This window comes from Streptomyces sp. SD15, assembly GCF_054462255.1.
On record NZ_JBTLMO010000012.1, the window covers coordinates 12642 to 26007 of the forward strand.

The following is a 13366-nucleotide window of genomic DNA, read 5'->3' on the forward strand; positions in this document are numbered from 1 at the left end:
CATCAACATTGCCTAAAAATGACGTACTGGCTGAAAATGTGTCAAAGGTGAAGGGGAGGGCTAAGGGGAGGGCTAAGGGGAGAGCGGGGACGGGGGGTGGGGCGTTGTGAAGGCTGATCGTCTGGTGGCGACCCTGCTGCTGCTCCAGGCGCGCGGGCGGGTGACCGTGCGCGAGGTGGCCCAGGAGCTGGAGGTCTCCGAGCGCACCGCGCGCCGCGACCTGGAGGCCCTCACCACCGCCGGTGTCCCCGTCTACTCGCAGCGCGGCCGGGGCGGCGGCTGGAGTCTGGTCGGTGGAGCCCGCACCGATCTGACCGGCTTCACCTCGCGCGAGGTCGGGGCACTGTTCCTGGCCGCGGGCCCGCTGTCGGCCTCGCCGGAACTGCGGGCGGCGTTACGCAAGTTGATGCGGGCCGTGCCCGCACCGATGCGACCGCACGCCGAGGCGGCGTCCAAGGCCATCCTCATCGACGGGGTCGACTGGTCGCGTACGGCGGCGGGGAGCAGCGGCCCCCACCAACACGCCCTGGAACGGGCGGTGCTGGACGGCGAGCGGGTCCGCCTCGGGTACGCGCACCCCGACCGGGCGCCCGGTGAGCGGACCGTGCACCCGCTCGGGCTGGTCTCCAAGGCCGGCCGCTGGTACCTGGTGGCCGGCACCGAGGAGGGGCTGCGCACCTTCCGGATCGGCCGCGTCACCTCCGTGACACCGACCGGTGAGCCCGTACGGCGTCCCGAAGGCTTTGAACTCGCAGCGGCCTGGCGAGAGTTGTCGGCCGAGGTGGAACAGAAGCTGTCCGCGGCGACCGTACGGGCCCGGGCCGACCGCGACGCCCTGCCGGTGCTGCGGCAGCTGCTCGGCGGCCGGCTCCGCGCGGGAGAGGTCCAGTCCGACGGGCGGGTCGAGTTCACGGCCGACGGCCCGTCCGTGCAGGTACTCGCCGCGCAGCTGGCGGGCCTCGGCGGCCGTGTCGAGGTACTCGATCCGCCGGAGGCGCGGGAGTCGCTCGTACGTCTGGGCGAATCGCTGACAGCGGTCTACGGCGCTCCGGACGGTGCCCGTCGTGACGCCCGCCGAAGCGATAGTCACTTTCCTCTAGGTACCTACTATACGGAGGATGCTAGCGTCCCAGTCATGGCCGCCCACCACTGAGGGCCGTTCGCCGACTCAATGTCCCGACTCAATGTCCCGACTCAATGTCCCGACTCAATGTCTACGTCTGCGTCTACGGATCAATGAGTACTGATCAATGACTACTGGTTACCGATTAGGGAGCTGTTCATGATTGTCGTCACGGGAGCCACCGGAAATGTCGGACGGCCGCTGATCGAGGCGCTCGCCGAGGCGGGCGAGCAGGTCGTGGCGGTCTCGCGGCGCCCGCTGCCCGCCACCCCGGCGGAGGGTGTCCGCCATGCCCAGGCCGACCTCGGCAGCGCCGAGAGCATGCGGCCGGTCCTCGAAGGCGCCGACGCCTTCTTCATCCTGCTGGCCGGCGAACTGCTCGGCTACGGCGAGGCCGCGACCGAACTGCTGGACGCGGCGAAGGCCGCCGGGGTCAAGCGGGTCGTCCTGCTCTCCTCGCAGATCAATGCCACCCGCCCCGACTCCGCCTCGCACGGCCGGCTGCGCGAGTTCGAGGACGCCGTACGCGGATCAGGACTGCCGTTCACGATCCTGCGCGCCGGCGGATTCGCCTCCAACGCCTTCGCCTGGGCCGAGTCGGTCCGCGCCGACCGCACGGTCTTCGCCCCGTTCGGTGACGTGGCGCTGCCGGTCGTCGACCCGGCCGACATCGCCGCGGTCGCCGCGGTGGTCCTGCGCGGGGACGGCCACGCCGGCCGTACGTACGAGCTGACCGGCCCCGAGGCGGTGAGCCCGCGCCACCAGGCCGAGGCGATCTCCCGGGCCCTCGGCGAAGAGGTGACCTTCGTGGAACTGACCCGCGAGGACGCTCACGCGCACATGGCCCAGTTCATGCCCGAGGACGTCATCCCCGGCACCTTGGACATCCTCGGCGCCCCTCTCCCCGCCGAACAGCAGGTCAGCCCGCATGTCGAGGAGATCCTGTCCCGCCCGGCCACGCCGTTCTCCGGCTGGGTGACGCGCAGCCTTCCGGCCTTCAAGTAGCCCCGGACCGCCGCCGGATGCCCGCTGTGTTCGTTCCCCCGCGGCAGCGGGCATCCGGCGGCCCATGACAGGTCGAGCCTCCTCAGGTCCAGACCTGAGGAGGCTCGTGTGCAGTGCTCCTGATGGCCTGTGCATCCTTGGTGCGACTGGGTATCACGGGGTGGTGCTCACTATGGTGTGATGAGGTTTTTGTGGCGCTTTCCGGTGACGGTGCGTCTGTGAGGTGCAGGAGCGTGGTGGTGCGCCCGGTAGCGTGCGTGTCACTGCGAGGCCGGTGGGAGCAGCAATCACGATTCCGGTCTCCTTGAGAATCCGCCCCGTGCCCAGGAATGCGACGCGGGGTCCCGCCCCGCCCGGGTCCACACCGGAGCGGAAAGCGTCCGGCGGGGCGGATACCGCAGCCTCCGAATCGCCGCGGCCGGCAGCGCCACAGGCGGCAGGTGCCGCACACGATGAGCACCCGCACCGCACCCGGCGGCGACGGCCCACGGTCCACCGGCAGGCGTCCACACCCCGCCCAGCACGACGGACCGCTTCCCAGCATCCAGGAAAACCCAGGACCGCCCAGGGAACCTCAGCTCATCAGCGACGCTCAACCTGTCTGCCCTACCCCCGGAGAGCTACGCGGCGAGGCGCTCGGCGAATTCCTTGGCCTTGGTGGTCGCCTCGTCGTGGGCCTTGGCGCGGGAGGCCTCGAAGAGGGGGACCAGCTCGGACATCGCCGGGTTGTGCGGGGCCATGGTGAGCTCCGGGACGATGAAGTGGAGGTCCAGTCCGAGGGTGTCGCGCAGGGTGGCCTCCAGGTAGTTCTGGACGTACTCGTACGGCTCGCGGGGGGTGCCCGGCGCGTACGAGCCGCCGCGGCTGGCGACGACCGTGACCGGGGTGCCCTTGACCTTCGAGTCCTCGGTCATGGCGGTGCGGCCCATGAGGATCACGCTGTCGAGCCACGCCTTGAGGGTCGAGGGGATCGCGAAGTTGTACATCGGAGCGCCGATCACGATCGCGTCCGCCTGCTCCAGTTCCGCTATCAGCTTCTCGCGCGCGGCGAAGGCGGCGGCCTGCCCCGGCGTGTGTGCGTCCGCGGGGGCGAAACCGGCGGTGTGGGCGTCGGCCGTGATGTGCGGTACCGGGTCCGCGGCGAGGTCGCGGTAGATCACGGTGCCCTGCGGGTGCTGCTCCTCCCAGGCCTTGCGGAAGGCGTCCGTGACAGCGCGGGAGGCCGAGGCCGAGCCCGGGAAAACGGACGAGTCGATGTGAAGGAGGGTGGCCATGAGGATCTCCAAGAGGGGACGGCTGCCCGAGCCCGAGGGGCTTGGGCCAGAGCGCTTTGTTTTCGTACTCGACTAGAGATAACACAGCTACTTACTTTTTTTCATCCCCGCACGGCAACGCAGTACCCTGGACTCATGCCAGAGCCAGAGCCGGGGACTCGCGGGACGCACGAGGCAGGGCCGTGTCAGCAGGTCGACGACGGCATGACCCGGGTCTTCCAACTGTTGGGAAAGCGCTGGACCGGCCTCATCGTCGCCGTGCTGCTCCAGCACCCCGTCCACTTCGCCGACCTGCGCCGGGCGATCCCCGGCATCAGTGAACGGATGCTCTCCGACCGCCTCACCGAACTCGGCGCGGCGGGACTGGTCGTGCGCCAGGTGGACGAAGGCCCCCCGCTGCGGGTCTCGTACGGCCTGACGGAGGCGGGCGCCGCGCTGGAGCCCGCCCTCCAGGAGCTCGGCACCTGGGCGGAGAAGTACCTGCCGGGGACCCCGCCGTGCCAGGGACACCTGCGGGAGTAGCGACCTCGTAGGCGGCCTTGCCTCGCAGTTGTCCACAGGGGCTGGGTTGTCCACAGGGTCTGACGCGTCTCAGCGACCGGCGGTACGGTCATCACGAGTTGATGTTCGTCCGGTGTGCGTGCACGGGGGAGGCGGTCGTCGTGACCGAGGTCGGTGCAGGGGTTGTGGGTACGGCGGTTCGGGGGCCCTTGGCGCCCAGGATCTCCGGGGTCCTGGCGGTGCAGGGATTCGCGGGATGGTCCGAGCCGGGCGCGCCCACGGACAAGGACCTCAAGTCCCCCCAGTCCCCCGAGTCCTCCCAGTCCCCCAAGGAAGCCGGCAAGGCACTGCGCGAGCGGGTGCGGCGCGAGGCGCACGCCGAGCTGACCTTCGACGCCGACAGGCCGGACGCGATGGCCGCGGTCGAGGAGTCCAGCCTCGGCAGGATCCCGGGGCTCACTCCGCTACGGATCGGCAGGATGGCGGCCAGCCCCTTCGCCTTCATGCGCGGCTCGGCCGGCCTCATGGCGTACGACCTCGCGCGCACCCCCATGACCGGCATCGGCGCGCAGATCTGCGGCGACGCCCACGCGGCCAACTTCGGCCTGTACGGAGACGCGCGCGGCGGCCTCGTCATCGATCTGAACGACTTCGACGAGACGGTCCACGGCCCCTGGGAGTGGGACCTCAAGCGCCTCGCCACCTCGCTCGTGCTCGCGGGCCGGGAGGCCGGGGCGGACGAGGACATGTGCCGCAAGGCGGCCCAGGACACGGCCGGTGCCTACCGACGCACGATGCGCCTGCTCGCGAGGCTCCCGGTGCTGGACGCGTGGAACGCCATCGCGGACGAGGCGCTCGTCTCGCACACCGACGCCCACGACCTGCTCGGCACCCTGGAGCGGGTCTCGGAGAAAGCGCGGGCCAACACCAGCGGGCGGTTCGCCGCCAAGTCGACGGAGGCGGTCGAGGGCGGCGGGCGGCGTTTCGTCGACGCCTCGCCGGTGCTGCGCCGGGTACCCGACGCGGAGGCGGCAGCGGTCGCGGCCTCGCTGGAGCAGTACCTGACGACCCTCCCGGAAGACCGTCTCCCCCTCCTCGCCCGGTACGCGGTGCACGACGTCGCCTTCCGCGTCGTCGGCACGGGCAGCGTCGGCACGCGCTCGTACGTCGTGCTGCTCCTGGACCACCGCGGCGAGGCCCTCGTCCTCCAGGTGAAGGAGGCGCGCCCCTCGGCGCTGCTCCCGCACCTGGCGACGGCCGGCCACGCCCTGCCCGATGTGCCGCACGAGGGCCGCCGCGTCGTCCTCGGCCAGAAGCGCATGCAGGTGGTCAGCGACATTCTGCTGGGCTGGACGACGGTCGACGGCCGCCCCTTCCAGGTGCGCCAGTTCCGCAACCGCAAGGGCAGCGTCGACCCCGCCGCCCTCGCCGCCGACCAGGTCGACGACTACGCCCGGATGACCGGCGCCCTCCTCGCCCGCGCGCACGCCCACAGCGCGGACCCCCGCCTCGTCGCCGGCTACTGCGGAAAGAGCGAGGAGCTGGACGAGGCGATCGCTTCGTTCGCCGTGTCCTACGCGGACCGCACGGAGGCGGACCACGCGGAACTGGTGACGGCGGTCAGGGAGGGGCGGGTGGCGGCGGAATTGGGCGTTTGAGCGCTACGAAGGCGGTAACAGGGGGAGGCGCGGGCCGGTGGTCTTGAGTGTGTCCCGTGAGCCGTGGCCTACGCTGGGCGGGTGACGACCCCGGAAGCCGAGCACAGTCAGTCCGAGCACAGCCAGTCCGACCACATCGAGGCCGAGGATGCCCGGCCCGACGCCGATTCGGCCTCGGGTCCCGCGGACACGGTCGGTGAGGGCGTGGCCGGTGACGGTGACGGATCTCAAGGCGCGGCGCGGCCCGAGGAGCGGCTGGAGCGGGCGGTGCGGGCGGCCGAGCAGGCTCTGATCGAGTTCGAGATCGCGGTGGAGACGTTCCGCGTCGAGGTCGAGAACTTCTCGCGGCTGCACCACCAGAAGCTCGGCCCGATGTACTCCCGCCTCGACGAGCTGGACGCGCAGATCGCCGAGGCGCTGGCCGCGCGCACCGGGGACCCGGAGGACATACGCAAGGCGGACGAGGCGCGGGCACGGGTCATGCCGATGCCCGGGGTCGAGGAGCTGTTCCACGGCTGGATGGACTCGGACGGCCTGTTCCCGGAGGCCGTGGCGATGCTGACGGACCAGCCCGTGCGGCCCCCGCAGCGGGTGCGCCCCAGCGACGAGGCCCGCAAGCTCTACCGCGAGCTGGCCCGCAAGGCCCACCCCGACCTGGCGCAGGACGAGGACGAGCGCAGGCGGCGCGGCGAGTTCATCGCCCGGGTCAACGCCGCGTACGGCCGGGGCGACGAGGCGCTGCTGCGGGAGCTCTCCGAGGAGTGGGCCGCGGGCCCGGTGCCCGAGGAGTGGAAGCCGAGCCGCAGCGAGGAGCTCTACGCCCGGCTTGAATGGCTTGCCCAGCGCAAGGAAATGCTCACCCTCGTCGCCCGTGAGCTGGAAGAGGGTGCCATCGGCGCGATGCTCAAGCTGGCCCCGGACGACCCTGACCGGCTCCTCGAGGAGATCGCCGAACAGCTGTTGGCTCAGGTCGCCGAGCGCGAGGCGGAGCTGGCCCGGATGGTCGGGTAGCGTCAGAGGCATGTCTTTTGGTTCTGGTGTGCCCACAGTCGAGGTCGGGGATCTCGCGGACGGAGACTTCCTGCTGGACGTCCGGGAGGACGACGAGTGGCAGGCGGGTCACGCCGCGGGGGCGCTGCACATCCCGATCAGTGAGTTCGTAGCCCGCTATGGCGAGCTGACCGAGGCGGCGCCGCAGGACGGCAGGGTCCACGTGATCTGCCGCTCGGGCGGCCGTTCGGCGCAGGTCGCGATGTATCTGGTCCAGCAGGGCATCGACGCCGTGAACGTCGACGGCGGCATGCAGGTCTGGGCTGCCACCGGCCGCCCGGTCGTGGACGACAAGGGCGGGTCCGGCTTCGTGCTGTAGGCGTGCTGCGTGCTGTAGGCGGCTCCTTGGAGGGCTCTACCCCCGCGCGCCCTGCGCGTGCAGGTGCCGGGCGTGGGGCGGCGTGGCTTGCTCAGCCCAGGGGATGGGCGGCGAGCAGATCGCCCAGCGCCTCCTCGTGCGCCGCCGCCGGTCCGAGCGACAGCTCCAGCTGCTTGGCCCAGGCGTGGTACCGGTGCAGCGGGTACTCGACGTCGGCGCCGAACCCCCCGTGCAGATGCTGCGCGGTCTGCACGACCCGCCGTACCCCTTCCGACGCCCAGATCTTGGCGACGGCCACGTCCCCGGACACCGGAAGTGCACCCCCCGCACCCCCCGTACTGCCCGCACTGATCCGCCACGCGGCCTGCCACAGCGTCGCCTCCATCGCGCGCAGGTCGATATAACGGTCGGCGGCCTGCACGGCGACGGCCTGGAACGTGGCGATCGGGAACCCGAACTGCTCCCGTCGGCCGGCGTACGCACTCGTCATCCCGAGCACCCCCTCACCGAGCCCGAGCGCCAGCGCGCACGTCCCGGTGGCCAGCAGCTCCCGCAACCACTCCCACGCCCCGTCCGCGTCGATGACATCCCGGGCGTCGATCCGCGTGGACTCCAGGCGCAGCTCACCGAGCCGCTCACCGGTCGTGGAGATCTGCTCACCGAGGACGACCCCCTCGTGGACCCGGGGGACGAGGGCGAGGACGGTCCGGTCGGCGTCCGTGTGCGCGGGTACGAGGGTGAAGTCGGCGTTCTGCGCCCAGGGAACCGCCGTCTGCACCCCGTCCAGCAGCCACGCGGCACCGTCCCGTCGTGCGGTCACGGCGAGTTCGGCGGGGTCGTGCCCGGTCCGCCCGTTCGCCGCGACGGTCAGCACGACTTCGCCCCGGCCCGTCCGCGCGAGCAGCTCCGCCTTCAGCCGCTCGCCGCCGTAGGCCTGTACGGTCGCCGCCGCCGCGCTGCTCTCCAGCAACGGGACCCGGGCCAGCACCTTCGCCGACTCGCGCAGCACCAGGCACAGGGCGATCGCGTCCAGGCCGGCCCCGCCGTACTTGGCGTCGAGCAGCAGGCTCAGCAGGTCCGCGTCGGCGAGCCGCGCCCACAGGGCCCGGTCGAAGTCCTCGGCGACGGCGCCCGCGGTGAGCGCGGGACTGGGCACCGCGTCCGGCACGACGCCGCCGAACACCGCCCTCGCCGCCTCGACCGCCGCCTGCTGCTCCTCGGTGAAGGTGAAGTCCACGGCCTGTCCTCCCACGCACCGGCCCACCGACCAGGCCGGACGCCTGATCTGACGGAGCGTCAAGATAGAACAGGTTCTACGAGAAGGGAACGGATCGGCCGCGCCCCACGGAAATGAACGCGCCCTCGGCCCCCTCTCCAGCCGATCGATCGTTCGGTCGTCGTCCTGATCCGATGACGGGACGGGCACCGTAAGGTGTCCAACGCTGTGGATAACCTCGGGATCGCCGCTGTGGGCGCTGTGGGCACTGTGGCCGCTTCGGCTGCTGCTTCCGCCGGCGCCGCTGTGGCCGTTGGGGCTGTGCCGGGCGGTCGAGCCTGAGTACCGTTCCGGTGCGCGCGCCGCGGCGTGGTGCGCGCGGGCGGTACGGCACGGTACGGCCCGGCGGCGGGAATCGGACCGGGATCGGGATGGGGGCGGAATGGACACGTACGACGAGGGCTCACCCGCCCGGCACACGCCGGCCGAGCCCGGCGACCCCGCGCCCGAGGGCCCCGGCCCCCTCCCCGACAGCCCTCCCCCTCCTGGCCTGGAACCCCCCGACCAGGGACTGACCGACCTGGCACGCCCTGACCAGGGACTGACCGACCTGGCACGCCCCGAACAGGGACTGACCGACCTGGCGCCCCCTGACCAGAGGCCGACCCACCAGGGCCCCTCCGACCAGGCGCCCCCCGACCAGCCACCCACCGGCATAGCCGCCCTCTCCCTGCGCTACCAGATCGCCGCGGCCCTCGCCCTCGCGGTCATAGCGGTCACCGCCTGTGTGCACCTCGGGATGGTGTTCCTGCACGTCGCACCGTCGAACACGGTCACCAAGCAGCACGGCCGGGCGATCGACGACTGGATCTACCCCGAGTTCGAGCAGAACTGGAAGCTCTTCGCCCCCAACCCGCTGCAGCAGAACATCGACGTCCAGGTCCGCGCCCAGGTCCGCACCGCGGACGGCAGCATCAGCGAGACCGGCTGGTACGACCTGTCCGCGCTCGACGGCCTGGCCATAGACGGCAATCTGCTGCCGAGCCACACCCAGCAGAACGAACTGCGCCGGGCCTGGGACTTCTACATCAACACGCACGACAACGAGAACCGTCCGGCGGACCTGCGCGGCGACCTCTCCGAACGCTATCTGCGCCGCGTCGTCGTGCTGCGTCTCGACCGCGAACGGGCGGGCGGCACCGGCGCCGTCGTCGAACGCGTCCAGGTCCGCTCCCGTACCACCAACGTACGGCCCCCCGAGTGGAGTGAGGAGCAGGTGTCCGACAAGCCCATCCTCCGAGAGCTGCCCTGGTGGATCGTGCCCGAGGAGGACCTGAAGGACGCGTGGACGGAGGCGAGCGCCCGATGAACGGATTCGCCCTGTCGGTCTCGCGCGGCATCGCCCGTGTCACCGACGCCGCCCTCGGCCCGTACCAGACCGCCGTGATCCGCATCGGCTTCGCCGCCACCTGGCTGCTGTTCCTGCTGCGCGAGATCCCGCACCGCCAGGAGATGTACGGCCCCGACGGACCGTGGAGCTGGGACCTCGCCCAGGGGCTCATCGCGGAGAACCACGCCTTCACGGTCCTGATGTGGTCGGACAGCCAGGTGTGGTTCGAGATCGTCTACGCCCTCGCCGTCCTGTCCAGCGCCCTGCTGCTGGTGGGCTGGCGCACCCGCACGATGTCCGTGCTCTTCATGATCGGCGTGCTGTCGCTGCAGAACCGCAACATCTTCATGGGAGACGGTGGCGACAACGTCATCCACCTGATGGCGATGTACCTGGTGTTCACGCGCTGCGGCCAGGTGTGGTCGCTGGACGCCCGGCGGGCCCGGCTCGCGCGGGAGGCACGCGCGCGGGGCGACCTCTCCGGGGCCGAGGGTCCGGACCGGGCCGGCTTCGCCCTGTGGGCCGTGCTCGGACTCGTGCTGGCGGCGGCGACGGGCGCGGGCAAGATCGACGGCGGCTGGATGGGCGGCTGGCTCACGATCTTTTGGGGACTGTGGGCGGTGCCTGCCCTGTGGTGGGTCGTCGGCCGCCGCGCGCGCGGCGCGGAGCCGCGGATCCTGCTGGACGTCGTCGCCAACATCGTGCACAACGCGGCCCTGCTCACGATCATGGCCGAGGCGTGTCTGATCTACGCGACCGCCGGCTGGTACAAGATCCAGGGCTCGCGCTGGCAGGACGGCACCGCGGTCTACTACCCGCTCCACCTGGACTACTTCTCGCCCTGGCCCGCCCTGTCCGACCTGCTGTCCGCGCACGGCACGATCGTGCTGCTGGTGACCTACGGGACGGTCGCCGTGCAGGTCGCCTTCCCCTTCACCCTGTTCAACCGGCGGGTCAAGAACGTCCTGCTGGCGGCCATGATGACCGAGCACGCCGTGATCGCGGTGGTCCTCGGGCTGCCGTTCTTCTCGCTCGCGATGATCGCCGCCGACGCGGTGTTCCTGCCGACGTCCTTCCTGCGACGCCTCGGTGGGTGGGCCACGCGCGCGCGTGGACGGCTGTTCCCGAGCGGCGTCCGCAAGCTGCCGGATCCACGCGTACCGGATCCACGCGTACCGGATCCACGCGTACCGGATCCACGCACCCCGGATCCACGAGCATCAGGTCCACGCACCCCGGAGACCGCCGAGGACCCACCCGTAGGCTTCACAGCATGAAGGACCCCGTAAGCGACCGCCCGCAGGACCCCGTCAGCACCTGGCACCGGCTCGCCGACACCTCCGTCCTGCTCGACGGCTTCCACGCCCTCAAGCACGCGGTGCGCTTCCACGCCGAGGTCCCGGTGGCGGTCACCAGCGACCGGCGGGCGGCGCTCGCTCTCGCCGACGAGCTGGCCCCGGACGTACGGGACACCCTGGACGGCCTGCTGACGGAGGTCCCGGAGGCCACGTACCAGTCGCTCGTGCCGCGTCCGCACCCCACCGCGGTGGCCGCTTTGGCGGTACGACCCTCCCGCGACGCCAATCTGCGGGCGCTGGCCCGCACACCCCGCACCGCGCCCGTGGTCGTCCTCGACCATCCGCGCAACCTCGGGAACGCCGGCGCGGTGATCCGGCTCGCGGCCGGCTTCGGCGCGACCGGTGTCGTCACGACGGGCACCCTCGACCCCTGGCACCCCACCGTCGTGCGCGGCGGGGCGGGCCTGCACTTCGCCACCGCCGTGGAACGGCTGACGGTGGCGGAGCTGCCGTCCGGGCCGGTGTTCGCCCTCGACCCGGAGGGCGAGGACATCCGGGCGCTGAAGCTCCCGGACGACGCCGTCCTCGCCTTCGGCTCCGAGCGCAGCGGCCTTTCCTCCGACCTGCGCGCCCGCGCCGACCACTTGGTGTCGCTCCCGATGCGCCCCCAGGTCTCGAGCTACAACCTGGCGACGAGCGTGGCCATGACCTTGTTCCACTGGAGCACCCCGTAGGGGCGCGGGGCTGTGACATGTGCGGCTCCGCCGCGTGGGTGCGACCAGCCGCATCCGGCCCGCAGCCTCAGAGCTACCGCCGAACCTCCACCACCCGGAACCGATTGGCCACGAACGCCCCGTCACACAACGCGGCGTTCGCCGCCGGATTCCCACCCGACCCATGGAAGTCCGAGAACGCCGCCGTCTGATTGACGTACACCCCACCCGTCAGATTCAGCGACAGCTGCGCATACTCCTCCAGGCAGGCCTCCTGAACGGCCCGCTCGACCTCCACGTCAGTGGTGTACGCCCCGACGGTCATCGCCCCCTTGTCCCGGACGGTCCGCCGCAGCAGATCCACCGCGTCCGCCGCCGAGTCGACCGCGACGGCGAAGGAGACCGGCCCGAAGCACTCGCTCATGTAGGCGGCCTCGTCGTCGGCCCCTTCCCAGTACTTGCGCGCCCCGTCGAGCTTCACGATCACCGGCGTACGGACCACGGCGTCGGGGAACTCCGGGTTGCTGATCTCCCGCGAGGCGAGGGCGACCTCGCCGAGCCCCGCCGCGGCCTCCAGCCGCGCCTTTACGTCCGGGTTCACGATCGCGCCCAGCAGCCCGCCCGCGCGCGCGTCGTCCCCGAGGAGTCCGCCGACCGACTTGGCGAGGTCGGCGACGACCTCGTCGTACGACTTGGGGCCCTCCTCCGTACGGATGCCGTCGCGGGGGATGAGGAGATTCTGCGGGGTCGTGCACATCTGGCCGCTGTACAGGGAGAGGGAGAAGGCCAGGTTGGACAGCATGCCCTTGTAGTCGTCGGTGGACTCCACGATCACCGTGTTGACGCCGGCCTTCTCCGTGTAGACCTGCGCCTGGCGGGCGTGGGTCTCCAGCCAGTCGCCGAACGCCGTCGAGCCGGTGTAGTCGATGATCCGGATCTCGGGACGCACGGCCAGGGTCTTGGCGATGCCCTCGCCGGGGCCCTCGGCGGCCAGCGCCACCAGGTTCGGGTCGAAGCCCGCCTCCGTGAGCACCTCGCGCGCGACCTGGACGGTGAGCGCGAGCGGCAGCACCGCGCGCGGGTGGGGCTTCACGAGCACCGCGTTGCCGGTGGCCAGGGAGGCGAACAGGCCCGGATAGCCGTTCCACGTAGGGAAGGTGTTGCAGCCGATGACGAGGGCGATGCCGCGCGGCACCGGGGTGAACTGCTTGGTCAGCGTGAGCGGGTCGCGCTTGCCCTGGGGCTTGGTCCACTCCGCGGTGTCCGGGGTGCGGACCTGCTCCACGTACGCGTACGCCACCGCCTCCAGGCCGCGGTCCTGCGCGTGCGGGCCGCCCGCCTGGAACGCCATCATGAAGGCCTGGCCGCTGGTGTGCATGACCGCGTGCGCGAACTCGTGCGTGCGGTCGCTGATCCGCTTGAGGATCTCCAGGCAGACCACGGCACGTGCCTCCGCGCCCGCGTCGCGCCAGGCCCGCTGTCCGGCCCGCATGGCGGGCAGCAGCACGTCGATGTCCGCGTGCGGGTAGGTGACGCCCAGCTCGATGCCGTACGGCGACACCTCGCCGCCCACCCAGTCGTCGGTGCCGGGCTGGTCGAGGTCGAGACGGGTGCCGAGCACGGCGTCGAAGGCGGCCTTGCCCTCGGCCATGCCCAGGCTGCCGTTCTCCCCGTACGCCTTGGGGTGTTCGGGGTGCGGGGACCAGTACGCGCGTGTGCGGATCGCTTCCAGCGCCTGGTCGAGGGTGGGCCGGTGTTGGGCGATCAGCTGGTGCGCGGAGAGTTCGGCGGCCATCAGGGACCAACTCCTCGTCTCAGG

12 protein-coding genes are annotated in these 13366 nt (G+C 71.5%); 9 read left to right on the forward strand and 3 right to left on the reverse strand.

Features of this window, described 5'->3' with window-relative positions:
- The first annotated feature begins 106 nt into the window (after positions 1 to 106).
- Positions 107 to 1153 carry a helix-turn-helix transcriptional regulator gene (locus ACX28W_RS14080; RefSeq protein ID WP_458999267.1) on the forward strand — a complete coding sequence of 349 codons (1047 nt, stop codon included), beginning with the start codon at positions 107 to 109 and terminating at the stop codon, positions 1151 to 1153.
- A gap of 129 nt (positions 1154 to 1282) precedes the next feature.
- Positions 1283 to 2128 (forward strand): SDR family oxidoreductase, encoded by an 846-nt coding sequence (locus tag ACX28W_RS14085; protein WP_458999268.1) that lies wholly within the window; start codon positions 1283 to 1285, stop codon positions 2126 to 2128.
- Positions 2129 to 2748: 620 nt separating this feature from the next.
- Here ACX28W_RS14085 and ACX28W_RS14090 read toward each other — a convergent pair.
- Positions 2749 to 3402, reverse strand: coding sequence for an FMN-dependent NADH-azoreductase (locus tag ACX28W_RS14090; protein ID WP_458999269.1), 654 nt, complete (start codon positions 3400 to 3402; stop codon positions 2749 to 2751).
- Between the two features lie 135 nt (positions 3403 to 3537).
- Here ACX28W_RS14090 and ACX28W_RS14095 point away from each other — a divergent pair, with 135 nt between their 5' ends.
- The 4 genes from ACX28W_RS14095 to ACX28W_RS14110 all read left to right on the forward strand — a co-directional run bounded on the left by ACX28W_RS14095 (position 3538) and on the right by ACX28W_RS14110 (position 6930).
- Positions 3538 to 3924 (forward strand): winged helix-turn-helix transcriptional regulator, encoded by a 387-nt coding sequence (locus ACX28W_RS14095; protein WP_458999270.1) that lies wholly within the window; start codon positions 3538 to 3540, stop codon positions 3922 to 3924.
- Between the two features lie 101 nt (positions 3925 to 4025).
- Positions 4026 to 5561 (forward strand): DUF2252 domain-containing protein, encoded by a 1536-nt coding sequence (locus tag ACX28W_RS14100; protein WP_458999271.1) that lies wholly within the window; start codon positions 4026 to 4028, stop codon positions 5559 to 5561.
- Positions 5562 to 5642: 81 nt separating this feature from the next.
- Positions 5643 to 6572, forward strand: a complete 930-nt coding sequence (locus ACX28W_RS14105; RefSeq protein ID WP_458999272.1) for a J domain-containing protein — start codon at positions 5643 to 5645, stop codon at positions 6570 to 6572.
- A gap of 28 nt (positions 6573 to 6600) precedes the next feature.
- Positions 6601 to 6930, forward strand: a complete 330-nt coding sequence (locus tag ACX28W_RS14110; RefSeq protein ID WP_362068117.1) for a rhodanese-like domain-containing protein — start codon at positions 6601 to 6603, stop codon at positions 6928 to 6930.
- A gap of 91 nt (positions 6931 to 7021) precedes the next feature.
- On the opposite strand, the gene ACX28W_RS14115 is transcribed toward ACX28W_RS14110, so the two are convergent.
- Positions 7022 to 8167: an acyl-CoA dehydrogenase family protein gene (locus ACX28W_RS14115; protein ID WP_458999273.1), complete on the reverse strand. Its 1146-nt coding sequence runs from the start codon at positions 8165 to 8167 to the stop codon at positions 7022 to 7024.
- A 421-nt stretch (positions 8168 to 8588) separates the two neighbouring features.
- Here ACX28W_RS14115 and ACX28W_RS14120 point away from each other — a divergent pair, with 421 nt between their 5' ends.
- The 3 genes from ACX28W_RS14120 to ACX28W_RS14130 are packed head-to-tail and all read left to right on the forward strand — an operon-like array spanning position 8589 to position 11568.
- Positions 8589 to 9515, forward strand: coding sequence for a DUF5819 family protein (locus ACX28W_RS14120; RefSeq protein WP_458999274.1), 927 nt, complete (start codon positions 8589 to 8591; stop codon positions 9513 to 9515).
- Complete coding sequence (locus tag ACX28W_RS14125) at positions 9512 to 10813, forward strand: HTTM domain-containing protein (protein ID WP_458999275.1); 1302 nt, start codon at positions 9512 to 9514, stop codon at positions 10811 to 10813. The genes ACX28W_RS14120 and ACX28W_RS14125 overlap by 4 nt, the downstream gene beginning before the upstream one ends.
- On the forward strand, positions 10810 to 11568 hold the full coding sequence (locus tag ACX28W_RS14130) for a TrmH family RNA methyltransferase (RefSeq protein ID WP_458999276.1): 759 nt from the start codon (positions 10810 to 10812) through the stop codon (positions 11566 to 11568). Before ACX28W_RS14125 ends, ACX28W_RS14130 begins: the two co-directional genes overlap by 4 nt.
- Before the next feature lie 73 nt (positions 11569 to 11641).
- On the opposite strand, the gene paaN is transcribed toward ACX28W_RS14130, so the two are convergent.
- Complete coding sequence (gene paaN, locus ACX28W_RS14135; protein WP_458999277.1) at positions 11642 to 13342, reverse strand: phenylacetic acid degradation protein PaaN; 1701 nt, start codon at positions 13340 to 13342, stop codon at positions 11642 to 11644.
- Positions 13343 to 13366 lie beyond the last annotated feature (24 nt).

Coding starts and splice junctions, on each gene's coding strand:
- ACX28W_RS14085 (WP_458999268.1), top strand. CDS start 1,283: ATGATTGTCGTCACGGGAGCCACCGGAAATGTCGGACGGCCGCTGATC.
- ACX28W_RS14090 (WP_458999269.1), bottom strand. CDS start 3,402: ATGGCCACCCTCCTTCACATCGACTCGTCCGTTTTCCCGGGCTCGGCC.
- ACX28W_RS14095 (WP_458999270.1), top strand. CDS start 3,538: ATGCCAGAGCCAGAGCCGGGGACTCGCGGGACGCACGAGGCAGGGCCG.
- ACX28W_RS14100 (WP_458999271.1), top strand. CDS start 4,026: ATGTTCGTCCGGTGTGCGTGCACGGGGGAGGCGGTCGTCGTGACCGAG.
- ACX28W_RS14120 (WP_458999274.1), top strand. CDS start 8,589: ATGGACACGTACGACGAGGGCTCACCCGCCCGGCACACGCCGGCCGAG.
- ACX28W_RS14125 (WP_458999275.1), top strand. CDS start 9,512: ATGAACGGATTCGCCCTGTCGGTCTCGCGCGGCATCGCCCGTGTCACC.
- ACX28W_RS14130 (WP_458999276.1), top strand. CDS start 10,810: ATGAAGGACCCCGTAAGCGACCGCCCGCAGGACCCCGTCAGCACCTGG.
- paaN (WP_458999277.1), bottom strand. CDS start 13,342: ATGGCCGCCGAACTCTCCGCGCACCAGCTGATCGCCCAACACCGGCCC.